The 23,679-nt window shown below is 69.4% G+C and carries 21 protein-coding genes; 9 read left to right on the forward strand and 12 right to left on the reverse strand.

Translation table 11 applies throughout. From position 1 onward, the window contains the following. Nucleotides 1–65: 65 nt before the first annotated feature. The gene (locus QRN19_RS01255) at nt 66–758 is read right to left on the reverse strand and encodes a FadR/GntR family transcriptional regulator (RefSeq protein WP_194599373.1); all 693 of its coding nucleotides are present in this window, start codon (nt 756–758) and stop codon (nt 66–68) included. Between the two features lie 237 nt (nt 759–995). Between QRN19_RS01255 and QRN19_RS01260 the strand changes: the two genes are divergently transcribed. The 5 genes from QRN19_RS01260 (at nt 996) to QRN19_RS01280 (ending at nt 6,594) form a co-directional block, all read left to right on the forward strand. Further along, nucleotides 996–2,228: an aminotransferase class V-fold PLP-dependent enzyme gene (locus QRN19_RS01260; RefSeq protein WP_285024719.1), complete on the forward strand. Its 1,233-nt coding sequence runs from the start codon at nt 996–998 to the stop codon at nt 2,226–2,228. 107 nt (nt 2,229–2,335) lie between these two features. Next, nucleotides 2,336–3,634, forward strand: coding sequence for an ABC transporter substrate-binding protein (locus tag QRN19_RS01265; RefSeq protein WP_285024720.1), 1,299 nt, complete (start codon nt 2,336–2,338; stop codon nt 3,632–3,634). A gap of 6 nt (nt 3,635–3,640) precedes the next feature. After that, complete coding sequence (locus tag QRN19_RS01270) at nt 3,641–4,621, forward strand: carbohydrate ABC transporter permease (protein ID WP_285024721.1); 981 nt, start codon at nt 3,641–3,643, stop codon at nt 4,619–4,621. After that, the gene (locus tag QRN19_RS01275; protein WP_085511878.1) at nt 4,618–5,454 is read left to right on the forward strand and encodes a carbohydrate ABC transporter permease; all 837 of its coding nucleotides are present in this window, start codon (nt 4,618–4,620) and stop codon (nt 5,452–5,454) included. The genes QRN19_RS01270 and QRN19_RS01275 overlap by 4 nt, the downstream gene beginning before the upstream one ends. A 147-nt stretch (nt 5,455–5,601) precedes the next feature. Beyond that, on the forward strand, nt 5,602–6,594 hold the full coding sequence (locus QRN19_RS01280) for an NADP-dependent oxidoreductase (protein WP_086474668.1): 993 nt from the start codon (nt 5,602–5,604) through the stop codon (nt 6,592–6,594). Between the two features lie 198 nt (nt 6,595–6,792). Here QRN19_RS01280 and QRN19_RS01285 read toward each other — a convergent pair whose 3' ends face one another. From QRN19_RS01285 to QRN19_RS01295, 3 genes are read right to left on the reverse strand one after another with little or no spacing between them, the layout of a single operon-like run. Then, nucleotides 6,793–6,933 carry a hypothetical protein gene (locus tag QRN19_RS01285; protein ID WP_162852291.1) on the reverse strand — a complete coding sequence of 47 codons (141 nt, stop codon included), beginning with the start codon at nt 6,931–6,933 and terminating at the stop codon, nt 6,793–6,795. A 34-nt stretch (nt 6,934–6,967) separates the two neighbouring features. Further along, nucleotides 6,968–9,010 carry a YhgE/Pip domain-containing protein gene (locus QRN19_RS01290; RefSeq protein WP_285024724.1) on the reverse strand — a complete coding sequence of 681 codons (2,043 nt, stop codon included), beginning with the start codon at nt 9,008–9,010 and terminating at the stop codon, nt 6,968–6,970. Then, the gene (locus tag QRN19_RS01295) at nt 9,007–11,865 is read right to left on the reverse strand and encodes an MMPL family transporter (RefSeq protein WP_285024725.1); all 2,859 of its coding nucleotides are present in this window, start codon (nt 11,863–11,865) and stop codon (nt 9,007–9,009) included. Before QRN19_RS01295 ends, QRN19_RS01290 begins: the two co-directional genes overlap by 4 nt. A gap of 151 nt (nt 11,866–12,016) precedes the next feature. Here QRN19_RS01295 and QRN19_RS01300 point away from each other — a divergent pair, with 151 nt between their 5' ends. Next, nucleotides 12,017–12,703, forward strand: coding sequence for a TetR/AcrR family transcriptional regulator (locus QRN19_RS01300; protein ID WP_285024726.1), 687 nt, complete (start codon nt 12,017–12,019; stop codon nt 12,701–12,703). 2 nt (nt 12,704–12,705) lie between these two features. On the opposite strand, the gene QRN19_RS01305 is transcribed toward QRN19_RS01300, so the two are convergent. The 5 genes from QRN19_RS01305 to QRN19_RS01325 all read right to left on the reverse strand — a co-directional run bounded on the left by QRN19_RS01305 (nt 12,706) and on the right by QRN19_RS01325 (nt 16,775). Further along, complete coding sequence (locus QRN19_RS01305; protein WP_285024728.1) at nt 12,706–13,161, reverse strand: VOC family protein; 456 nt, start codon at nt 13,159–13,161, stop codon at nt 12,706–12,708. Between the two features lie 86 nt (nt 13,162–13,247). Beyond that, nucleotides 13,248–14,459: an ABC transporter permease gene (locus tag QRN19_RS01310; RefSeq protein ID WP_285024730.1), complete on the reverse strand. Its 1,212-nt coding sequence runs from the start codon at nt 14,457–14,459 to the stop codon at nt 13,248–13,250. Further along, nucleotides 14,456–15,175 carry an ABC transporter ATP-binding protein gene (locus tag QRN19_RS01315; protein WP_285024731.1) on the reverse strand — a complete coding sequence of 240 codons (720 nt, stop codon included), beginning with the start codon at nt 15,173–15,175 and terminating at the stop codon, nt 14,456–14,458. The genes QRN19_RS01310 and QRN19_RS01315 overlap by 4 nt, the downstream gene beginning before the upstream one ends. Before the next feature lie 8 nt (nt 15,176–15,183). Then, nucleotides 15,184–16,248 (reverse strand): peptidoglycan-binding protein, encoded by a 1,065-nt coding sequence (locus tag QRN19_RS01320; protein ID WP_285024732.1) that lies wholly within the window; start codon nt 16,246–16,248, stop codon nt 15,184–15,186. Then, complete coding sequence (locus QRN19_RS01325; protein WP_285024733.1) at nt 16,245–16,775, reverse strand: hypothetical protein; 531 nt, start codon at nt 16,773–16,775, stop codon at nt 16,245–16,247. The genes QRN19_RS01320 and QRN19_RS01325 overlap by 4 nt, the downstream gene beginning before the upstream one ends. A 195-nt stretch (nt 16,776–16,970) precedes the next feature. Here QRN19_RS01325 and QRN19_RS01330 point away from each other — a divergent pair, with 195 nt between their 5' ends. Both QRN19_RS01330 and QRN19_RS01335 read left to right on the forward strand, forming a co-directional pair. Beyond that, a complete protein-coding gene (locus QRN19_RS01330) occupies nt 16,971–17,633 on the forward strand; it encodes a response regulator transcription factor (RefSeq protein ID WP_285024734.1) in 663 nt (220 codons plus the stop codon). A gap of 59 nt (nt 17,634–17,692) precedes the next feature. Then, nucleotides 17,693–18,874 (forward strand): sensor histidine kinase, encoded by a 1,182-nt coding sequence (locus QRN19_RS01335; RefSeq protein ID WP_285024735.1) that lies wholly within the window; start codon nt 17,693–17,695, stop codon nt 18,872–18,874. A gap of 18 nt (nt 18,875–18,892) precedes the next feature. Here QRN19_RS01335 and pnuC read toward each other — a convergent pair whose 3' ends face one another. Together pnuC and QRN19_RS01345 are read right to left on the reverse strand one after the other, a co-directional pair. Further along, a complete protein-coding gene (gene pnuC, locus QRN19_RS01340; RefSeq protein WP_285024737.1) occupies nt 18,893–19,558 on the reverse strand; it encodes a nicotinamide riboside transporter PnuC in 666 nt (221 codons plus the stop codon). Nucleotides 19,559–19,692: 134 nt separating this feature from the next. After that, nucleotides 19,693–20,379 carry a GntR family transcriptional regulator gene (locus QRN19_RS01345; RefSeq protein WP_285024739.1) on the reverse strand — a complete coding sequence of 229 codons (687 nt, stop codon included), beginning with the start codon at nt 20,377–20,379 and terminating at the stop codon, nt 19,693–19,695. 182 nt (nt 20,380–20,561) lie between these two features. Between QRN19_RS01345 and QRN19_RS01350 the strand changes: the two genes are divergently transcribed. Continuing rightward, nucleotides 20,562–21,002 carry a GntR family transcriptional regulator gene (locus tag QRN19_RS01350; RefSeq protein ID WP_285024740.1) on the forward strand — a complete coding sequence of 147 codons (441 nt, stop codon included), beginning with the start codon at nt 20,562–20,564 and terminating at the stop codon, nt 21,000–21,002. Between the two features lie 223 nt (nt 21,003–21,225). On the opposite strand, the gene purL is transcribed toward QRN19_RS01350, so the two are convergent. Then, the gene (purL, locus tag QRN19_RS01355) at nt 21,226–23,559 is read right to left on the reverse strand and encodes a phosphoribosylformylglycinamidine synthase subunit PurL (RefSeq protein WP_285024741.1); all 2,334 of its coding nucleotides are present in this window, start codon (nt 23,557–23,559) and stop codon (nt 21,226–21,228) included. Nucleotides 23,560–23,679: the final 120 nt, after the last annotated feature.

The raw sequence follows: 23,679 nt of genomic DNA on the forward strand, positions 1-23,679 counted from the left end.
GACCCGCGCTCGCGCCACAGACCCGCGCTGACGTCAGCGCACCGCGCTGGCGCGACCCAGGAGCGTCAGTCGGCGGGGGTCGCCGGCGGCTGGAGGACGCGCAACCACTCCTCGGTCTGCGCGACGTGCGCCGACGCGGCCCCAGCCGCACCGACGGGGTCGCGCGAGATGATCGCCTCGGTCATCGCCCGGTGGCCGCGGTTGCTGACCCGACGCAGCTCGTCGCCGTCCGGCAGGCTGAAGACGTCGTAGGCACGCGAGCGCGACCGGAAGACCTGCAACAGAGCCGTCAGCGTGGCGTTGCCGGCCGTCCGCGCGATGAGTTCGTGGAACCGGTGGTCCAGCTCGCTCGACTCGGCGGGGTCCGTCGTCCGTTCCATCGCCTCCACGAGTTCGGCGAGTTCGGCGCGCACCTCGTCGCTCGCACGAGCAGCGGCCTGCGAGGTGGCATGGGTCTCGAGCACCCGCCGCAGCTCGTACATCTGCAGGAGGCCGTCGAGGGGGAGGAGGTCGACCGTGAGCGACAGGCTGCCGATGATCTCCTCGGGCCGGAGCATCGACACGTAGGTGCCCGAGCCGTGCCGCGACTCGATGATCCCGAGGGCGGCCAGCATGCGGACGGCCTCACGGAGGGACCCGCGGGACACGCCGAGTTCATCGCAGAGCTCGTTCTCGGCCGGGAACCGCTGCCCCGCCACGAGTCGTCCCGACGCGATCATGTGTCGCAGGCCGTGGAACGCGGTGTCGACTGCGGACATGCGGCTCCTCCTCAGGGGTCGTCCCGCCATCGTAGCGGCCACCCACCGGTGATCCGCGAGCCGCAACGGGGCATGAGACGTCCGATGACTCGATGCCTGAACACCAAGTCATCGGATGAGTCGGCCCCGAAACGACCTGAGCGATCACTTGTAACACGACAGAAACCCAAGTCATCAAACGTTGCCCCTATGGTTATCGGACAATCCACTGCATAATCGACTCGGAGGAACGTCACTGTGGACACTCGCACCATCGCACGGCCAGCGCCGCTCACGCTCGGCGACGGCCGACCGGCAACGGCCGGGTGGACGCTGGATCCGACCAAGCGTCACATCAACCACGGATCCTTCGGGGCGGTCCCGATCGTCGCGCAGGAGCACCAGCAGGCCCTCCGCCGCGAAATGGAGGCGGCACCCCTCACCTGGTTCCCGGCCCTTCCGGCCAAGGTCGGCGCGGCCCGCGTCGGGATCGCCGACTTCCTCGGGGCGTCGGTCGACCAGCTCGCGATGGTTCCGAACGCGAGCGCCGGAGCGAGCGTCGTCTTCTCCAGCCTCCCCGTGCAGCCCGGCCTCGAGATCATCGTCACCGACCACGGGTACGGCGCCGTCACGATGGGCGCCGAGCGACTCGCGCGTCGCTGGGGCGGCACCGTCCGGACCGCCCGCATCCCGCTCGATGCCGATGCGCAGACCGCCCACGACGCCGTCGTCGCCGAGTTCAGCGACCGCACGGCCCTCATCGTGATGGACCAGATCACCTCGCCGACCGCCCGACTCCTGCCGGTCCAGCAGATCGCCGCGACCGCCCGTGCCGCCGGCATCCCCACACTCGTCGACGCCGCCCACGTCCCCGGCCTCTACGCCGACCCCATGCGCGACCTCGACTGCGACTTCTGGGTCGGCAACCTGCACAAGTTCGGGTGCGCCCCGCGCGGTGCCGCCGTCCTCGTCGCCCGCAGCCCGCTCGCGCAGGAGCTCTACCCGCTCATCGACTCCTGGGGTTCGCCGTACCCGTTCCCCCAGCGCTTCGACACGCAGGGCACGGTCGACGTCACGAGCTACCTCGCCGCGTCGACCTCGCTCGGCTTCGTCGAGGACGTCTGGGGCTGGTCGGCCGCCCGGGACTACATGACCGAGCTCGCCGACTACGCCGTCGAGGTGGTCGCCGACGCCGTGACCGCCATCACCGGCGAGGACAGCCACGTCGACGTGGGCATGCCTGTCAACGCCCTCCGGCTCGTCAAGCTCCCGACCGGCCTCGCGACGACCCACGCGACCGCCGACGGGCTCCGCGACCGCGTCTCCGCCGAACTCGGTGTCGAGGGCGCGTTCACGAGCCTCGACGGCATCGGCTACGTCCGACTCTCCACCCACGTCTACAACACCCCCGAGGACTTCGAACACTTCGCCGAGCACGCCGTCCCGGTCCTCGCGCGATGGGCCGAGGAGGAGCGCGCGGCCACGAACTGAGCGCGGAACCGCCCGACCCGACACCACCACACCCGCACCACCGCACCGGCACCACAGCACCCACCCCCGCAGCACCCCCACCAGCACCACTCAAAGGAGAAGCGAGCATGAGGAAGTCACGCGCAACGGCCGCCATCGGCCTGTCCGTCGTCACCGGCCTCGCCCTGTCGGCCTGTGCCGGCGGCGCGAGCGACGGCACCGTCACCCTGCAGATGGTCGAGAGCCTGACCAACCCCGCCCGGACCGAGGTCCTGAAGTCGCTCATCGCGGACTTCGAGGCCGACAACCCGAAGATCAAGGTCGAGCTCATCTCGCCGCCGACCGACCAGGCCGACCAGAAGATCACCCAGATGCTGCAGTCCGGCTCCGGCGTCGACGTGCTCGAGGTCCGCGACATCACCGTCGGCCCGTTCTCCACCAATGGCTGGCTCGACGACATGAGCGGCGAGCTCGAGGACTGGAAGGGCTGGGACGACCTCACCGACAACGCGACGAAGTACGCGAAGGGCGAGGACGGCAAGGTCTACTATGTGCCCTACGGCTTCTATGGCCTGAGCCTGTTCTACCGCACCGACCTCATCAAGGAGGCCGGTTTCGACGGGCCCCCGACGAGCTGGGACGACCTCCTCGAGCAGGCCTCGGCGATCCAGGACCCCTCGAAGAACCAGTTCGGCTACGCCTTCCGGGGCGGCACCAACGCGAACAGCAACGTCGTCGCAGCCATCGAGGCCTACGTCGCCGACGACCTCGACACCGAGAACGCGTTCAAACTGACCAACGGCGACACGATCTTCTCCGCACCGGAGGCGCTCGACGCCGTCAACACCTACTTCGACCTCTTCAAGGAGGCTTCGCCGCCGTCGTCCGTCGCGTGGGGCTACCCCGAGATGGTCGAAGGCTTCTCGAACGGTTCGACCGCGTTCCTCCTGCAGGACCCGGAGGTCATCGCGACCGTCGAGCAGTCCGAGGCGATCACGTCCGAGCAGTGGAGCACCGCTCCGCTGTTGACCGGCCCGACCGGCAAGGCCGCACAGCCCATGGCGACCGCGGGCTGGGGCACGGCGGCGTCGAGCGAGCACAAGGCCGAGGCCGCGAAGCTTATCGAGTTCCTCTCCGAGGACAAGCAGGCCACCACCTTCGCCCAGGAGAACAGCCTCGTCCCGATCGTCAAGAGCGCGGCGGACAGCGACTTCTACAAGACCGGCCCGTGGGCCAGCTACGTCACGATGAACGAGAACCCGGACACCTACCTGAGCGTCACGCAGCCGCGCGGCTCCTCCTGGTGGACCGAGTGGATCCAGAAGTCCGACTCGGAGATCCAGCAGGTCCTCATCGGCCAGCTGACGCCGGAGAAGCTCCTCGCGGGCTGGGACGAGTACTGGACCGAGAAGTGGAAGAGCGAGTAACCGTCCATGACGACCACCACTGACGAAGCGGGTCGCACGCAGCAGCGTGCGGCCCCGACACCCCCGGCCGGTCCCTCGCGGACCGCCGGTGGGCGTCGGCGACGCACCTTCACGGTGCGCCGCGGCTTCGGCCTCCTCGCCTTCCTCGCCCCCGCGTTCATCTTCGTGGCGATCTTCATCTACTACCCGATGATCGCCGGCTCCCAGATGGCGTTCCGCAACTGGAACCTCGCCAACCTCACCGACACCTCCTGGGTGGGCTTCGCGAACTTCCTGGCCGTCTTCGCCGACCCCGCGTTCGGCAAGGTCGTCGCGAACACCGTCCTCTGGGTGGTGGCCTCGATCGTCCCGCAGTTCGTCATCGGCTTCGGCATCGCGCTGTGGCTGCGCCGGAAGTTCCGCTTCCGCGGTCTCTACCAGGCGATGATCTTCTTCCCGTGGGCCATCTCGGGCTTCCTCATCGGCATCCTGTTCCGCTGGATGTTCAACAGCGAGTTCGGCGTGATCAACGACCTGCTCCAGAAGGTCGGGTTGATCGACACCCCGATCCCGTGGCTGGCCGACCCGAACACCGCGATGTTCGCCGTCATCGTGGCGAACGTCTGGTACGGCGTCACCTTCTTCGCGATCATGATCCTCGCCGCCCTGCAGTCGGTGCCGGAGGACCTCTTCGAGGCCGCGGCGCTCGACGGCGCGGGCAAGGCGCGCATGCTCTTCCAGATCACCATCCCGTACATCCGCACGACGCTCGCCCTCACGGTGCTGCTCCGGGTCATCTGGATCTTCAACTTCCCCGACATCATCTACGGCATGACGGGTGGTGGCCCGGCGAACCAGACCCACATCCTCACCACCTGGATGATCGCGACCACCCAGCGCGGCGACTACGGCCGGGCTTCCGCGATCGGCCTCATCGTCGTCGCGATCCTGCTGGTGTTCACCGCGTTCTACCTGCTGTCCATGCGTGAGAAGAAGGTGAAGGCATGATCGACCAGGAGACCCGGACGGCGAAGGTCGTCAAGTTCCTCTTCCTCGGGCTCTGGCTCGTGATCACGGTGTTCCCGCTGTACTGGATCGTCGTCACCTCGTTCAAGAAGCCGGGCGCGATCTTCTCCTACCCGCTGACGTACTGGCCGGAGGTGTTCTCGATCGAGAACTACCTCGGCCTGTTCAGCAAGGCGCAGTTCGGCACCTACGTCGTCAACAGCCTCATCGTGGCGACGATCGCGGCGGTCGTCGCGACGTTCATCTCGATGCTGTCGGCGTACGTGCTGGCGCGGTTCGAGTTCCGGAGCAAGGGGGCGATCCTGTTGGCGTTCCTCGCCACGCAGATGATCCCGTCGTTCATCGCGCTCGGTCCGCTCTACCTGTTGATGACGCAGCTCAAGCTCGTCGACAACCGGTTCGGGCTCATCCTCATCTACATCGCGGTGTGCATCCCGTTCTGCACCGTCATGCTGCGTGGATTCTTCGAGAACATCCCCGACGCCCTCGAGGAGGCGGCCATGATCGACGGCTGCTCGCGGTTCGGCGCGCTCTTCCGGGTGCTCGTCCCGGTGCTGAAGCCCGGGATCGTGGCGGCGTTCATCTTCAACTTCGTGAACTGTTGGAACGAGCTGTTCCTCTCGGTGACGCTCATCAACAGTGACGCGAACAAGACGATCCCGACGGCGCTCAACGGCTTCATCACGAGCTACAACATCGACTGGGGGTCCATGTCGGCGGCCGCCGTGCTGACGATCATCCCGACGATGGTGCTGTTCGCGTTCGCGAGCCGGTACATCGTGCAGGGCCTGACCGCGGGAGCGGTGAAGGGCTGACCCCGCTTTTTCGCCCAAGAGTGGGCGACCCGATGCCCGTTCGCCCCTGCTTGGGCGAGCGGGCATCGTCATGAGGAGCCACCCGGTGAACCTGGAAGCCAGCTGATAGTTCGACGATCTAGCGAATCGTCAGGTGGAAGATGAACCATGTTCGGTTCGAAGCAGACGACGAGGTCACTCCGCTACGCCCGCTACGGCGGGCCCGACGTACTCGAGTTCATCGAGTCCGAGATGCCGCATCCCAGATGGGGCGAGGTCGTGGTCGACGTCCTCGCGAGCGGCATCAACCACATCGAGGCGTTCGTCCGCGAGGGGCACCTCGCCGAGACGGTGCCGATCGAGCTGCCGACGGGGCAGGGGAGTGACTTCGCCGGCTTGGTCCGCGAGGTCGGAACCGGGGTCGAGGGCTGGAAGCGGGGCGACGAGGTGATCGGTCACGCCGTCCGTGGCGCGCACGCCACCCAGGTCGTCGTCCCGGCGTCCTCTCTCGTCCGCAAGCCGAAGCGTGTGAGCTGGGAGGAGGCCGGCGGGCTCTATCTCGCGGGGCTCACGGCGCTCGACACCCTTGACGGGCTGCACCTCAAGCAGGGCGACACCCTCGTCATCTCGGCGGCGGCCGGCGGCGTCGGGAACATCGAGGCACAGTTGGCGAAGTTCGCGGGTGTGCGGGTCATCGGCACCTGTGGCGAGCGCAACCACGACTTCCTGCGTGAACAGGGCGTCAAGCCGGTCGTCTACGGCGAGGGGATGGCGGATCGGATCCGGAAGCTCGCGCCAGAGGGCGTGACGGCGTTCATCGACAACTTCGGCCAGGACGGTCAGGAGCTCGCGTTCGAACTCGGCGTCCCGCCGGAGAAGTACCGGTCGAGCGAGGACCGGAAGGCCATCGAGCTGGCAGCGCTCGAGCCCGACGAGGAGTTCTCGGCGCACGCCACGAAGCAGCTGCAGCGCCTCGCGGAGTACGCGGCCGACCACGCGCTGAAGGTCGTCGTGTCGGCATTCTACCCGTTCGACCTGATCATCGATGCGTTCGAGGATCTCGAGCGTCTGCACGCGCGCGGCAAGATCATCGTCGGTATGCGTCCGGCGAACCCGGAGCGCATCGTCAAGCAGCGAGACCTGCACGACGCCAGACCCTGACGACGGTCAGCGCGGTGCGCCGGCCCGAGACGTCGGGTTTCGGCGCCAACGCGGTGCGCTGGCCCGAGATGGCCGGTTCCGGCTTGGGCGCGGGTCCGGGGCGCGAGCGCGACCCTCCGGAGACCCGCGCTCGCGCGTGTGGGGCGCGCTCGCGTCAGCGCACCGCGCTGGCAATCGGGCAGGGAGGGGGGCGGTGGGCTAGTTGAAGATGAAGCCGAGGACGGTCGCGCCGCCTCCACCGAGGACCAGGGCGACGACGAGGACCCAGGCGATGAGCCGCTGACGACGCTTGCGCTGCTCGCCCCACTCGGCCAGTTCCCGGTCTTCACTGCTGCTCATCACCCCAGCCTACCGGCGAGGTTCTCTCCCGGCATCAGGCGACGGCCGGGACGAGCGCCTTCACCGACGTGGTCCTCGCCCGTGCGATCGCGAACGTCGTCGCGGCGAGCGAGCCGAGGAGCCAGAGGACGAGGCCGACGACGCCGGCCGCTGCTCCCGTGTCGCCGATCGCGATCGCCTGCAGACCGCCGAGGGCCGGCGCGATCGGCAGGAACGTGAGCACCTGGTCGAGCACCTGCGGTGCGGTCGCGATGATCCCCGTCGCCAGACCGACGAGCGCGACGATCATCGAGATGAACCGACCCGCGCCGCCGAACAGGGCGTTCAGCGCCTGGTTGGCGGCGGCGAACACGAGCCCCGCGAGAACGGCGATCCCGGCGAAGGCGAGCCAGCCACCCGCGTCGAGGTCGAGCAGCGGTGCGGTGATGACCGCGACCAGCAGGCCCTGCAGCATCCCGATCGCGCCGGCGGGGACGAAGGCCCCGAGCGCGAGCCGCAGCGAGGAGCGTGTGGACCCGAACGCCCGCGCGGGCACCGGCCGCAGCACGAGGAAGCTCGCGAGCGCGCCGAGCCACAGCGCGAGGACCGCGTAGAACGGCGCGCTGTTCGTGCCGAAGGACACGGTCGCCGAATCGCCGGCCGAGACCGGGTCGGCGACGACGTCCGCGAGTGTCTGTCGGTCGGAGCTCGAATAGGTCGGCAGACTGTCGACCGCGCTCTGCAGCCCGGAGGCGAGCGAGGTGATCCCGCCGGACAGGGTCCCGGCCCCCGATGCGAGCTGGTTCGACGCGTCGGCGAGCTGGGTGGTGCCGGTGGCCGACTGCGCAGCGCCGTCGGCGAGAGAGGACGCGCCGGTCTGCAGCTGCGCCGTCCCGGTCGCCGCTTGCGACGCACCGTCAGCGAGGCCCGCTGCGCCCGCCGCGATCTGCGCCGCCGCGGTGTTGATCTTGGCGATGCCGTCGACGAGTGCGGGCATCTGGTCGGCGAACAGCTTGGTCTTCGCCGCCAGGGAGGTGGTGCCGGGGTACCCGGTCGAGGTGTCGCCGTCGGCGAGGGCGGTGGCGGTGCCGAAGGTCGTGAGGATGTCCTTGCACAGCGTCGAGTCGATCGCCGTCAGCGCTGCCGCCTTCACCGGGTCCAGACAGCGAGCCGCCACGGACGTCGCCGCAGCCTTCGTCGTGTCGGCGACGCGGGAGGTTCCGATCGCCGCCTCGGCGAGCCCGTCGGCCCCGCCGACCAGCCCCGGGTTCTCCGTGCTCCCGTCACCCTGCGTGCCGGCGTACAGCGTCGCCGCACCGCTCGCGAGCTGACTCGCTCCACCGCTCAGCTGCGTCGCACCGGAGGACAGCTGCGTGGCGCCGTCGGCCAGCGCATCCACCCCGTCGCTCAGCTGCGTCGCGCCGGACGACAACTGCGTCGCGCCCGTAGCCAGCTGCGTGGTGCCGTTCGCGAGTTGCTGCGCACCCTGCGCGAGGGAGAGTCCGCCCGTCGAGAGCTGCTTCGCACCGTCGGCGGCCTCACCGAGCTGGTCGTGCAGGGTGTTGAACCCGACGTAGACGTTCTCGAGGTAGGTGGTGGTGAGCTGTCGACCGAGGAGCGAGGCCGCGGTCTGCGTGATCGTCTGGGAGATGGCGTCGTCGACGAGTTTGCTGCGGTCGCTCGTCGTCACATCGAGGCGGGCGCGCTCGGCGTCGGCGGCGTCGCCGGAGAACGAGGTCGCCGCCTTCGAGAAGTTCTCCGGGATCGTCACGACGGCGGTGTAGGACCCGTCGGCGAGGCCGGCCTTCGCGTCGGACGCGTCGGTGATGACCCACGTGTAGTTGGTCTTCTGGTCACCGTCGACGAGGCCCGCGGAGAGCTGGCGTCCGAGCGGCACCGTCTGGCCGTCGACGGTCACCGGCTCGTCGTCGTTCACGATGGCGGCGGTCACCTGGCCGAGGCGTTCCGCCGGGTTCCACAGCGCCCACACGAGTCCGCCGGCGATGACGAGCGGCACGAGGATGAGGCCGATGATCGAGACGACCGTGATGCCCTTGCCGGAGCGGGCCCGTTCGAGGCGGTTCAGGATGGTGCTCATGCGTCGACCTTCGATTCAGCGATGGCGGTGGGAGTGGAGGCGGTTGTGGAAGTGGCGCGATCGAGGTCGAGTACCTCCGGCGCCGTGGTCGGCAGGACGTCGGCGAGCGAGGACGCGTCCGCGGTGCCGACGACGATCGTGAGCGGCCGACGCGTGCGTTCCGCGGCCCTGGTCGCCGTCAGCAGTCGCTCGTACAGTCCGCGTCTCGTGTCGTCGTCCGGCACGGTGTCGACGCCGTCGAGGACGATCACCGCGGGGCGTTCGGCCAGCGCCGAGGCGAGCGTTGCGACGGGTTCGCCGTGGTCGAGACGGACGTACGCGACGCGGGACCGGACGGCCCCGGCGCGGACCGGGAGGACCAGACCGGCGACCTTGAGTCGACCGTGGTCGGGTTCGAGGCGACCGGCCAGCGTCAGCAGGAGAGCGGTGACCGAGACCGGGCGCGCGCCCTGCACCGCGAGCACGCCACCGACGGCGACGGTCGTGTCGACGTCCTCGTACAGCGGGCCGTCCGCACCGGCCAGGGTGACCCCTGCTGCGGCGATCGCGACCTCGTCACCGTTGCGCCACTCGCGCAGTTCGAGTTCGCGCTGCAGCCCCTCGCCCTCCACGTCGAAGGACGGCAGGATGCGGTCGAGCCACTTCGGCAGGTACCAGGCGTGGTCGCCGAGGAGCGCGAGCACCGCCGGCACGAGGGTCATGCGCACGATGAACGCGTCGACGAAGACGCCGACCGCGAGCCCGAGGGCGATCGGTTTGATGTTCGTGTCGCCCTCCGGCACGAAGGCGGCGAAGACCGCGAACATGATGACGGCCGCGGCGGTGACGACCTTCGCCGAGCCGAGGAAGCCGGTCTCGACGGATCGCTTCGCGAGTCCCGAGTGGACGAAGTCCTCGCGCATCCGCGAGACGAGGAAGACCTCGTAGTCCATCGCGAGTCCGAACAGGACACCCATGAGGATGATCGGCATGAAGCTGATCACCGGTCCGGTCCTGGCGACGTGCAGTGCCTCGGCGAACACACCGTGCTCGAAGACGAGGGCCACGACGCCGAACGACGCGGCGACCGACAGCAGGTAGCCGAGGGTCGCCTTGATCGGCACCCAGATGGAGCGGAAGACCATCGTCAGGAGCACGAGCGAGAGACCGACGACGATCAGACCGAAGGGGAGGAGGGCGCCGCCGAGGCGGTCGGAGATGTCGATCCCGATGGCCGTGAAGCCGGTGACCTGGAGGTCGACGTCGTACTCGTCCTGGAAGTACTGGTGCAGTCCGCGGATCTCGGCGACGAGGTCCTTCGTCGCCTGGGAGTCGGGGCTGCCACTCGGGATGACCTGGATGATGCCGGTGTCGGCCGTCGCGTTCGGCGTGGCGAGCGGGACGGCGGCGACGCCGTCGAGGCCCTCGATCTCCTGTTTGAGGTCGGCCATGAGTCCGAGTGGATCGGTGCTGCCGACGATGCCGCCGGTGACGATGAGCGGCCCGTTGAAGCCCTCACCGAAGTGCTCGGAGACGAGGTCGTACGTCGTGCGGGCGCCGTCGCCCTCCGGCAGGGAGCCGGCGTCGGGGAGCGCGAGTCGGAGTGACAGGGCGGGGATGGCGAGGGCGCCCAGCACGGCGACGACGGCGACGATCGTGACGATGGGGAGTCGCGTGACGCCGCGCACCCAGCCGAGGAAGAAGCGGTTGGGGTGCCCTTCGACAGGCTCAGGGACCGCGTTGTGGTGCTCAGGGACCGAATCCTGCCGCCCTTCGACAGGCTCAGGGACCGCGTTGCGGTGCTCAGCGGCCGCGCTCCGGGGCGCCGCCGCGCGCTTCCCGGCCCGCCTCGCCTTGGGTCGGAGGCGCTCGCCGGCGAAGCCGAGCATGGCCGGGATGAGCGTGAGCGAGATGACCACGGCGATCGCGACGCCGACCGCCGCGGCGACACCCATGGTCGTGAGGAACGGGATGTTCGCGACCGCCAGCCCGAGCAGGGCGATGATGACCGTGAGGCCCGCGAAGATGACGGCCGAGCCGGCCGTCGCGGTCGCGCGGGCGGCGGATTCAGCCGGGTCGAGCCCGCTGCGCAGGCCGTCCTGGTGTCTCGAGATGATGAACAGCGCGTAGTCGATGCCGACGGCGAGACCGAGCATGAGCGCGAGCATCGGCGTCGTGGAGGAGATCGGTCCGAAGACCGTCGCCACGAAGATGAGCGCCATCGAGATGCCGACTCCGAGCAGTGCGGTGATGAGCGGCATGCCCGCAGCGAGGAAGGAGCCGAAGGTGAGGAGGAGGACGACGAGCGCGACGACCACGCCGACGAGCTCGATGACACTCAGCGTCGGCAGGCTGTTGCTGAAGAGCTGTCCGCCGAGCGAGGATTCGGCGCCGGCCGGCAGCGCCTTCGCGAGGCTCGCCGCCGCGTCCTCGACGTCGCTGATCGTCGTGGCGGTGATGTCGGTCTGCGCCCCGTCGAACTGGATCGAGATGAGCGCCGCCCGCTGATCCTCTGAGACCGCCCCCGTCACGTTCTCGTCGAAGGGGGAGACCGCCTGCTCGACCTGCCCGATGTCGCCCAAAGCGGTCACGGCGTCGTCGATCGCCGACCGGACCCCGGCGTCCTCGACGGTGTCGCCCTTCGGTGCGACGACGATGATCTGCGCTGAGGCACCGGCCACCTGCGGGAAGGTGTGGTCGAGCGAGTCGAGTGCCTCCTGCGACTCCGTGCCGGGGATGGAGAAGGCGTTGTCGGTCCCCTGGTTGAAGAGCAGCGCGCCGCCACCCGCGAGGGCGAGCACGGCGATCCAGAGGATCAGCACGAGCTTGCGGGCGCCGAACGCCCAGCGGCCGAGGGTGTAGAGCAGTGAGGACACGCGTCGCTCCTAGGGAGGTCGGCGCTGCTTGCAGGCGAGCCGACGGAGATGTTCGGACAGGATCGATACAGCGATGTATCCGATACACGACTGTATTGGATACAGTGGTGTATCGGCAAGAAGTCGGTCGAGCTGTCAGTAAGGTGTCAGGATGCGCGTGCACGAAGCGGTCGAGTCCCTGAGCGACGAGGCACCGGTCGAGTCCGTGCGTCGGCAGCGGACGCGCGAGCGACTCGTCGACGCCGCCTACGAGGTCTTCGCCGAGTTCGGCGTACACGCGGCGTCGGTCGAGCAGATCAGTGAGCGCGCGGGCTTCACCCGCGGTGCCTTCTACTCCAACTTCGACTCGAAGGAGGAGCTGTTCTTCGCCCTCGAGTCGCGTGAGAACCAGCTGCGACTCGATCGCCTGGAGGCCGGGCTGCAGGCGGTCAGCCCCTCGCTCCTCGACGCAGCGGGCCGGTACACCGAGGGCTCGCTCGAGGCCCTGATCCGTGCCTTCCTCGAGCTCCAGCCGGACGACCGCCGCTGGTGCCTCGTCCAGTCGGAGTTCCGCATGCTGGCCATGCGCGACGCCGACGTCGCCGCCCGCTACCTCCAGCACCAGGAGAGTGCGGGCCGGCAGCTCGCCGCGTGGCTCGACCAGGCGGCCGGGCTCGCACACGTCCGCTTCACGATCCCCACGCCCGACATCGCGAACATCGTCGTCGCCCTGTACGAATCGGCCATCCAGACGGCCGTGCTCATGGACCCGGACGGCGATGAGGGCTCACCGCGCGAACTCGCGATGCGCACGCTCCCGGCCATCGTCCGCGCCCTCACGGAGTCGATCACCGACTGACGTCAGTCCGACTCGTCGCCTCGATCCGGCTGCAGCGCCTGGGCCAGCATGACGATGATGCCGCTCGGCCCGCGGACGTAGCTGAGCTTGTAGACACCCTGGTAGTCGGCGACACCGCGGAGTGGGTGGCAGCCGTGCCTGGCGGCGATCGCCAGCGCCTCATCGATGTCGTCGACGACGAACGCGACCCGGTGCATCCCGATCTCGTTCGGCAGGGTCGGCTCCGTCTCGATCGCTGCCGGGTGGAGGTACTCGAAGAGTTCGAGGCGACCGTGACCGTCCGGGGTCTGCAACATGGCGATCCTGGTGTGGTTGCCGTCGAGGCCCACGGCCGTGTCCGCCCACTCGCCGCTCACCGTGTCGCGGCCGACGACGGTGAGGCCGAGGTCGGTGAAGAAGGCGATCGTCGCCTCGAGGTCGCGGACCGCGATCCCGACGTTCTCGAGTCTGATGTCCATGTGCTGCACGCTACCTGGCCGCGTGGGCCCGTTCCAGGGTCTCCTGGAACGGGCCCACGTCGGAGCAGTCCGGTCTCGGCCCCGACTCAGCCGCTGAGGGCTGAGGTCGGTGGCGTTCTGGCCGCCCGGATCGCCGGGTAGAGGCCGGCGATCGCCCCGATCACGAGGGTGGAGCCGATGCCCGCGAGCAGCACCTCGGGCGGCACGGCGGTGGGCCAGTCGTTCAGTGCAGCGACGACACTCGTGACGCCGGTGCCGAGTGCGGCGCCTGCGACCCCGCCGAGGGCGGAGAGCAGGAGTGCCTCGGTGAGGAACTGGGACCGGATGTGGCCCCGAGTGGCCCCGAGGGCGCGACGGAGACCGATCTCGCGTCGTCGTTCCAAGACCGAGATGACCATCGTGTTCGCGACACCGATGCCGCCGACGAGCAGGGCGACCGAACCGAGTCCGAGGAGGAGACCGGTGAAGGCTTGATCGGCGGCCTGCTTGGCGGCGAGCGCGTCCGACGGCCTGGAGACCTCGACCTCCTCGGGCGCCGCCGGGTTCACGGTGCGGGGGAGGAGCTCGCGGACGGCCTCGACGCGCTCGTCGGAGGACCGTTCGTACACCGTGGTCGGTTTGCCGTCGTACCCGAAGCGTTCGGCGGCGACGGTCTCGCCGATCATCGCCGTGGTGTCGAGTTCCGGGGCGAGGTCGAGCGGATCCAGGATGCCCACCACGGTGAAGTACTGATCGCCGAGCTGGATCATCGAGCCGACCGACGCGATCCCGAGCCGTTCGGCGGCCTTCGACCCCAGGACGACGGCGGGGTAGCTCCCGGTCGCCCGGTTCAGCCACTCCCCGGTGGCGAGGGTGCCACCCACGACGTCCAGCAGGCTCTCCGTCACCGCTGCCGCGCCGAGTCCGCCGCTCGACGCCCGGTCGATGAGACTGCTCCGGTAGACGAGCACACCGTTCAGTACGGCGGCCGAGCCGGCCTCTTCCACACCGTCGACCAGCCCCACTTTGCCGACGGTGTTCGCGGGCAGGGTCGCCGCCTCGCCGAAGAGGTCCTGGCCCGGTTGGACGGTCAGCAGGTTCGTCCCGAGAGCCGAGAGCTGCGCCTGCAGTTTCGCCTGACTGGATGAGGAGATGCCGACGACCGCGATCATCGCCGCGATGCCGATCGCGATCCCCAACGCGGAGAGGACGGCGCGCGTCGGGCGCGCCCGGAGGCCCGTCGTCCCGAGCCGGAGGACGTCGCGACCGAGCAACCGAGAGCGGCGGTCATGGTCGGGGTGCACGCGGTGTTCGTTCATGAGGTCCGCCCCGAGTCGCTCACGATGTGGCCGTCGCGGATCGCCACCTGGCGGGGGAGTCGCGCGGCGAGCTCGGCGTCGTGCGTGATCACGACGATGGTCGTGCCCGCTGCGTGGAGTTCGTGCAGCAGTTCGACGATGCTCGCCCCGGACACGGAGTCCAGGTTGCCGGTGGGCTCGTCCGCGAGGAGCAGCGGCGGGTCGCCGACCACGGCGCGCGCGATCGCGACTCGCTGGCGTTCACCACCGGAGAGCTGCGTCGGGCGGTGCCCGAGACGGTGTCCGAGGCCGACGCGTTCGAGGGCGACGACCGCTCGTCGGCGGCGCTCGGCCCGGGGGACCCCGGCGTAGATGAGGCCGTCGGCGACGTTGTCGACCGTGGTCGAGCCGTCGGCGAGGTGGAACTGCTGGAAGACGAAGCCGATGCGGTACGCACGGAGGGCGGAGAGCCTCGCATCGGACAGGCGTCCGACGTCCGAGCCCGCGATCCGGGCGGTGCCGCTGGTGGGCCGGTCGAGGGTCCCGATGAGGTTGAGCATCGTCGACTTACCGGAGCCGCTCGGCCCGACGATGGCGACGAACTCGCCCTCGTCGACCGTCAGGTCGACACCCGCGAGCGCGAGGGTGGGCGGCTCGCCGTACTCACGGGTGACCCCCTCGAGGTGGATGATCGGCGGTCCGGCCGGCTGCGGCGGTACCGCTGCGGATGTCGTCATCGTGTCGGTCATGAGACCGGCACCACGACGTCGAGACCCTCGCGGACGCCGTCACCCGAGACCTCGACGCGACCATCGGCGAACAGACCCGTCGCGACGGGGACCTGCCGGTGCTTCCCAGCGCCGTCGACGACCTCGACGCCGAAGGTCTTGTCGTCGATCGCGATGAGCGCTTCCACCGGGACGGAGAGGACGTTCTCGCGCCGTTCCGTCGGGAACCCGACCGTCACCGTCGCGCGCTGGAGCTCGGCCGCCGCCGCGGGGTCGTCCAGGGTGATGCCGACCGGGATCGTGACCTTCTTCTGCCCGTCCGAATCCGATTCGGTGGGGACGCCGACATCGCTCACCGTGCCGGTCGTGCGCTGTCCGCCGGGGAGGTTCACGTCGACCTTCGTCCCGACGACGCCCAGACGCTGGTCGGCGAGCTTCAACGGGACGTCGATGCGCTTGACCAGGGACGACACGGTGACGACCTTGTCGGATGCGGCGGTGCCGACCGCGGCGTCGACCGAGGCGATCCGCACGTCGCCCGGCATGAAGACGACCGATCCGAGCTCCAGTCGTCCGGTCTCCTCGACGCCGAGGGCTTTCTGCCAGCGCTCGATGGCGCGCGCCGTCGACGCGGCGAACTCGTCGTCCGGCTCGCGGTCGAAGTAGCCGAGCGCCGCGAGGCTCGTCTCGAGTTGCCGGACGTCCGGTCCGTCGCCCATGCCGGACTCGAACGCCCGCCAGGCGGGCAATGGTCCGTGGAGGAGCGTGACCGGGACGTTGGCGACGGCGTAGAGGGTGCCGCCGAGCGACACGGTGCTGCCAGGGGCGGGTACCGCCGTGACGATGCCGGCTCCGCCGCCGATGGTCCGCTGATCGGCGTAATCGAGGGTGCCGGTCGCCTGGGTCGTCCCGGCGAGGTCCCCTGCCGTGATCGGCGACGTGCCCGTCCGGACGGTGTTCGACGGCTCCTCCTGGCCGGTCGCTTCGGCAGTGGAGAGCACCGCGATGCTCGCGACGGCGCCGCCCGAGATCAGGACGGCGCCGACGCAGAGGGCTGCGATGATTCGACGACGGGCGCTCATCGGTCGGTCGAACCGAGTGAACCGCCGTTGCTCAGGTCGAGTCCGCAGGCGTCGAGCACGTCTTCAGGGACGTCGCTCGGAATGCTCATCGCCTCGCCCTTGACCGGGTCGGGGACGTCGATGCCGTTCTCCCGGAAGCATTCGGCCATCTGGAGCTGCTCGTCGAACCGGTCCGAGACGGGCACGTCGCCGCCCGACGGTGCGGGCGGGGCTCCGAGCTTGTCGGTGCACGTCTTGGACGCAGCGGTGAAGGCTTCCGGGTCCGCATCGCCGAGACTGATCGCGGCGCCTGAGCCGTCTTTGCTGGGGTCGGGCATGTCCACGCCCTCGTCGCGCATGCAGGAGGCGAAGGCGAGCTGCCAGTCCTCGAAGCTCTGCGTGGACGACGGCGTCTTGGAGGCCGACCCGGATCCGGGCGAACCGGACGCGCAGGCGGCCAGGGATCCGACGAGTATCGGGATGGCGATCAGTGCGGCGAGCGTGCCGAACGGGCGGCGGGTGGAACGGGCGGTGGCGATGTCGGACATCTGCACTCCTCTGGGTGGGCTGACTGGTGACGACCAGTCCACTCGGCTGCGCGTTGCCCGGGCGTCAAGGAAAACGTTGACGTTCTCTGAACATGCGGCCCGGGAGCATAGATAACCGACACTCGGGGGATGCTCGACCGGCCTCCGTACGCTCCCCGTGTCATCACCCACCCGCCCCATCCGAGAGGAACCCCCATGCGCGTCCTGGTTGCCGAGGACGAGGTCTATCTGGCCGAGGCGATCCGAGCCGGTCTCCGCCAGGAGGCCATCGCCTCCGACCTCGTCCACGATGGCGACGCAGCCCTCGAGGCGCTCACGATCAACGACTACGACGTCCTGCTCCTCGACCGGGACCTGCCGGGCACCCACGGTGACGACGTCTGTCGGCAAGTCGTCGTCGGGCACCCCGGTGTCCGGATCATGATGCTCACCGCCGCTCGCCGTCTCGACGACAAGGTGTCGGGACTCGGGCTCGGAGCAGACGACTACCTCGCGAAGCCGTTCGAGTTCCCGGAGCTCGTGGCCAGGCTCCGCGCGCTCGCCCGGCGGACGCCGGAGTCGCGCCCACCGGTCCTCGAACGCGCTGGGGTGCGACTCGACCCGTTCCGGCGGGAGGTCTTCCGCGACGGCGCGTACGTGAAGCTCTCGCGGAAGGAGTTCGCAGTCCTCGAGCAGCTGCTGCTCGCCGACGGTGGGGTCGTCAGCGCCGAGACCCTCCTCGAGAAGGCCTGGGACGAGAACGTCGACCCCTTCACGAACACCATCCGGGTGACCATCTCGAACCTCCGCCGACGCCTCGGCTCGCCGTGGGTGATCACGACCGTCTCGGGGGCGGGCTACCGGATCGAGGCACCGTGACCTCCCGACACCCCGACCAGGCAGGACTGCTGACCCGACCGAACCGCCTTACCGTGCGCATGCGGCTGACCCTCGCCTACACCGCACTGTTCACCGTCGCCGGCTCGGTCATGCTCGCGCTCATCTACGCGTTCATGCGGTACGTCCCGACGTACGCGATCACGCCGATCCGCGCGACGGACGGTTCCGAGGGTGTCGAAGCCTGGACACCCACGGTGCAGGCCTCGGCACAGCCAGCCCAGCCCGTCGACGGTCTGACCTCCACACCGGGTGACGCCGTCCTCGTCGTGTCGAGTGAGAGCGAGATCCTGAACACCCTGCTGGTGTGGTCGCTCATCGTCCTCGTCCTCCTCGCCGGCGCGAGCGCCTGGGTCGGGTGGATCATGTCCGGTCGACTCCTCCGGCCGTTGCACGAGATCAACGTCGCCGCCCAGCGTGCGGCCACCGGTGCCTTCGACCACCGGGTCGCCCTCACCGGTCCGCGCGACGAGATCACCGACCTCTCCGACACCTTCGATCACATGCTCGAGCGACTCGGTCGCTCGTTCCGCGCCCATCAGCGGTTCGCGGCGAACGCCTCGCACGAACTGCGGACGCCGCTCGCGACGACCCAGGCGATGCTCGATGTGGCGGTGCGGGCGGACGAGCTCGACGAGGAGGCGCGTCGGCTCCTCCGACGTCTCCGCGAGACGAACACCCGGAGCATCCAGACGGTCGAGGCCATCCTGGACCTCGCCGACCTGGAGCACTCGGACCTCCGGGCGGCGCCGGTGCGGCTCGACACCGTACTGGCCGAAGCGCTGGACGGGGTGCGCCCTGCAGCCGACCGACGCGGCCTCGGATGTCTCAGCGAACTGCGCCCCGCGACGGTGTCCGGTGATGCGGGGATGCTCGCCCAGCTCTGCAGCAACCTGTTGGAGAACGCGGTCCGACACAACGTGGACGGCGGGTTCGTGCGAGTCCTCCTCAGCCGAAGCGGCGGCCCTGACGGCGGCGGGACGGTCCTCCAGGTCGAGAACTCGGGTCCGCCGGTGCCGCCCGAGTCGGTCGAGCGACTCACCGAGCCGTTCTACCGTGCCGATGGGCGGGTCGCGAGTGGCGCCGAGCGGTCGCACGGGCTCGGCCTCGCCATCGTCGACAGCATCGTGGAAGCGCACGGGGCGTCGCTGCAGCTCGCGGCGCGGGTCGACGGCGGCCTGACCGCCACCGTCACCTTCCCGCCGTGCGCCGTCGAGGCGTGACCTGCTCCCGAGGCGGGTTCACGCCGCCGCGCTGGTCCGCTCGCCCCGCGCCCACACGAAGAAGCCGGCGAGCGTGAACGCCCCGTAGAACAGGTACATCGACGCCGAGACCCAGTACCCCGCTCCGAACAGGAGCGGTACGCCGACCAGGTCGACCGCGACCCAGATCAGCCAGAACTCCACCCAGCGTTTCGCCATCCCCCAGGTCGCGAGCAGGGAGCCCATGAAGATCCACGCGTCCGCCCAGACCGGCTCGTACGAGCCGAGCGCCCGGAAGACCGGGATGAGGAGCAGCGTGCCGCCGAGCAGGAGGCCGACGAGGACGAGTCGCACCCGCCATCCGGCCCAGCGGGGCCGGATCACGGCGACCGGACCGGTCGTCGCCTCGACCCGCTCGACCCGCCGCCACTGCACCCATCCGTAGACCGATACGACGATGAACATGAGCTGTCGGCCCGCCTGCCCGAGGAGGTTGGTCGGGTTCGGGGTGTGGAAGACCGCGCCGAGGAAGACGGTCAGCAGGAGGGCGTTCCCGATGATGCCGACGGGCCAGGCCCAGGCACGGCGACGCATGCCGCCGAGGGCACTCGCCAGACCGAACAGGTTGCCGACGACCTCCCGCCAGAGGACCACCTGGTCGCCGATCCTGAACGTGGCGTCGAAGAGCCAGAGGAAGATCCCCACTGCGGCCCTCCGATCGGATCCATCGCCTGACGACGCGCGGTCATGCGACCGACGGTCCACCGTACAACGTGCAGAGCCGCCTCCCGATCGGGAAGCGGCTCTGTGACCTTCCGCTGTACGACAGCGTTCGCCGACTAGCTCGCGGCGGGCAGTCCTCCGCCGGCCGCGATGACCTGCTCGAGGAAGGCGTCGGTGGCCTCGGCCTGCTTGCGCATGACGCGCTCGGCGTCCTCGGCGCTGCGAGCCTCCGCGGCTGCGACCAGCCCGGTGACATAGGCGGCGAAGATGTCCCACTGGAAGAAGTCGATCGTCGGCAGGGAGGTGTAGGTCACCCGGGTGTTCATCTGGCGGGCGACCTGCTGCAGTAGCGAGTTGCCCGAGCGCTCGACCATGAAGTCGGCGAAGGCGGAGGACGATCGGAGGACGTGCTTGTCACGCGCCTCGATGTCCGCGAGTACGGCATCGCCGAGCTCGCGGAACGCCGCGACGTCCTCGTCGGTGAACTGCGGGATGCTCCACCGCGCGCTGAGCTCGTGGAACCCGTTCAGGAGTCGCAGCGCTTCGGCGTACTGCTCGGTGGTGGGCTTCGCCACGCGGGTGTACCGCTGCGGCGCGGTCTCGACCAGTCCGATGTCGGCGAGCTTGCTGATCGCTTCGCGGATCGGGGTCCGCGAGACGCCGAGCCACTTTTCGAGCTCTTCATCGTTGAGGCGCTCGCCGGGCTCGAGGGTGCCGTCCTCGATGGCGGTCAAGAGCTGTTCGAAGACGATGTCGCGCAGGAGCTTCCGAGGGCTCGTCTCGACGGTTTTGGGAACAGGCATGGGACTCCGATCGTCGAGCTGGGATATGACCAGTTCAGAATACCGATATCCAAGGTGTGTTGGATAGTTTTGTGCCTCATGTGTTGTTGAACATGCCGGAGTCGCAGTCGCCGCCGCGCGCGCCGACCCTTGCTATCCTGGCGCGCACGGGTGCACTCCGGAGCGGCGGGAAGGCGGGACACATGTCGACGGATTCGGCGGCCAGCGGGCCCCGCCATCGGCGGATCCACCTGTTCCAAACGCTCGGGGCGCTGCTGGGCGGCGTGACGCGGGTGACCGTGCCCGTCCTCGAGGACGCCGACCGAGCGGCGCTCGTCGCCGAGCTGGACGAGGTGTCGCGAGTGATCGCCGTGCAGGACCCGGTCGCCTACGCCGACCTCTCATGGCCGCTCATGGACCATCTCGTCGCCCTCTGCCCGAATCGCATCCTGGTCACGACCGCTCGCGACGCGCTCGCGATGCTGTCGCCGCACCTGGAGGTCACCGCCGACACGGATTGGCTCGATTGGCCGTCGCTCGCGGTGGACTTCCCGATCCTCCGGGACGCGGTCGCCGAGGGGGACGCGATCGCCGCGGAACTGGCCGTCGAGCGACTGTGGGGCATGGCCGCCACGCTCCAGTGAAGCATTCCAAATGCTGATATGCTGAGCGTGTCGCTTGCGACACCACTGCCGGAGACGCCGGCCAGGACATTCGGGTTCCTGGCTCGAGCGCCCGGTGGTGAGTCGGGTGGGTGGGTTTCGGGTATCCGCCCACCCGGCGTCCCTGAGTCGTGCACAGCGCCGAGCGCCCACAACGACACAGCCCCAGCGCCGTCGGGCGCAGGGGCTGTGTGGACAGGGGCGCTCAGCCGATGACCGGGCCGAACCGCTCGGGGAGCACGCTCTTCGACACCCGGCGCAGTTCGGAGACCGGGATGGTCAGGACGTCCTGGATCTCGAGGGCGGGCTCGGTCGCGTCGCCGACGGCCGAGGCGTCGGTCACGCCGATGCGCAGCACCGGGTAGCCGCGGCCCTCGCACAGGCCCTGGAACTTGACGTCGTCCTCGCGCGGCACCGAGACGATGACGCGTCCGGTGGACTCGGAGAAGAGCGCCGTCGTGAGGTCGACGCCGTCTCGCGACAGCAGCTCGCCGAGGAACACCCGGGCGCCGACACCGAAGCGCATGACGCTCTCGGCGAGCGCTTGGGCGAGGCCGCCGTCGGAGAGGTCGTGGGCGGAGGACACGAGGCCTTCCTTGGCTGCGGCGTGCAGCAGCTCGGCCAGCGTCTTCTCGCCGGCGAGGTCGACCTTGGGCGGCAGACCGCCGAGGTGGTCGTGGATCGTGCCGGCCCACGCTGAGCCGTCGAGCTCGAGCGCGGTGGTGCCGAGGAGGTAGAGGTTGTCTCCCTCGTCCTGCCATCCGCTCGGGATGCGGCGTGCGACGTCGTCGATCACGCCGAGGACCCCGACGACAGGCGTCGGGAAGATCGGGACGTCGCCCGTCTGGTTGTAGAACGACACGTTGCCGCCGGTGACCGGCACGCCGAGCTCGAGGCAGGCGTCCGACAGGCCGGCGACGGCCTCGGAGAACTGCCACATGACCTCGGGGTTCTCCGGCGAGCCGAAGTTCAGGCAGTCGGTGACGGCGGCAGGCACAGCGCCCGTGACGGCGACGTTGCGGTAGGCCTCCGCGAGCGCGAGCTGCGCACCCTGGCGTGGGTCGAGCTGGCAGTAGCGGCCGTTCGCGTCGGTCGCGATGGCGAAGCCGAGGCCGGACTCCTCGTCGACGCGGATCATGCCGCCGTCGTCGGGGAAGGACAGCGCCGTGTTGCCCATCACGTAGTAGTCGTACTGGTTGGTGATCCAGCTCTTGTCGGCGAGGTTCGCCGAGCCGAGGAGGGAGCGGAACTGCTGCTCCAGCTCAGCGGGAGCGTCGGTGCGGGGGAGGGCTGACGCGGAGTCGGCCTGCAGGGCGTCGATCCAGGTGGGGTAGGCGACGGGGCGCTCGTAGACGGGGCCGTCGACCGCGACGGTCGACGGGTCGACGTTCACGATCTCCTCGCCGTGCCAGTTGATGACGAGGCGGCCGGTGTCGGTGACCTCACCGAGCACCGAGGTCTCGACGTCCCACTTGTCGGTGACGGCGAGGAAGGCGTCGAGCTTGCCCGGCTCGACGACGGCCATCATGCGCTCCTGCGACTCCGACATGAGGATCTCCTCGGGCGTCAGCGAGGGGTCGCGCAGCAGCACGTGCGACAGCTCGACGAACATGCCGCCGTCGCCGTTCGCCGCGAGCTCGCTCGTGGCGCAGGAGATGCCGGCGGCACCGAGGTCCTGGATGCCCTCGACGAGGCTGTCGCGGTAGAGCTCGAGGCAGCACTCGATGAGTACCTTCTCGGCGAACGGGTCGCCGACCTGGACGGCCGGACGCTTCGTCGGGCCGTTCGCGTCGAAGGAGTCGGAGGCGAGGATGGAGGCGCCGCCGATGCCGTCGCCACCGGTGCGGGCACCGAAGAGGACGATCTTGTTGCCGACGCCCGAAGCGTTGGCGAGGCGGAGGTCCTCGTGACGCAGCACACCGACCGACAGGGCGTTGACGAGCGGGTTGCCCTGGTACACCTTGTCGAAGTAGGTCTCGCCGCCGATGTTCGGCAGGCCCAGGCAGTTGCCGTAGGAGGAGATGCCGGCCGTGACGCCGTGCACGACGCGTGCGGTGTCGGGGTGGTCGATGTCGCCGAAGCGGAGCTGGTCCATGACGGCGACCGGGCGGGCGCCCATGGAGATGATGTCGCGGACGATGCCGCCGACGCCCGTGGCCGCACCCTGGAAGGGCTCGATGTAGGAGGGGTGGTTGTGGCTCTCGACCTTGAAGGTCACGGCCCAGCCCTCGCCGACGTCGATGACGCCGGCGTTCTCGCCCATGCCGACCATGAGGTTCTTCTTCATGTCGTCGGTGACCTTCTGGCCGAACTGGCGCAGGTAGATCTTGCTGGACTTGTAGGAGCAGTGCTCGCTCCACATGACCGAGTACATGGCGAGCTCGCCGCTCGTGGGACGACGGCCGAGGATCTCGCGGATCTTCGCGTACTCGTCGGCCTTCAGGCCGAGGGCGCCGTACGGCTGCTCGCGGTCCGGCGTCGCGATGGCGTTCTCGACGGTGTCGGCGACGGCGGAGCTGGTGGGGGTGGTGGTCGTCACGAGGGCAGGACTCCAAAGGAAGTGGTGGGATGCCGGACCCACCAATCTTAGCGGCGCGCGGCGACGAACAGATCCTCGGATGGGCGTCGGAGGTCGAGGCCGATTCGTCACGGTGCGGTG

Origin of the sequence: Plantibacter sp. ME-Dv--P-122b (genome assembly GCF_030209375.1) — a bacterium.
GTDB lineage: Bacteria > Actinomycetota > Actinomycetes > Actinomycetales > Microbacteriaceae > Plantibacter.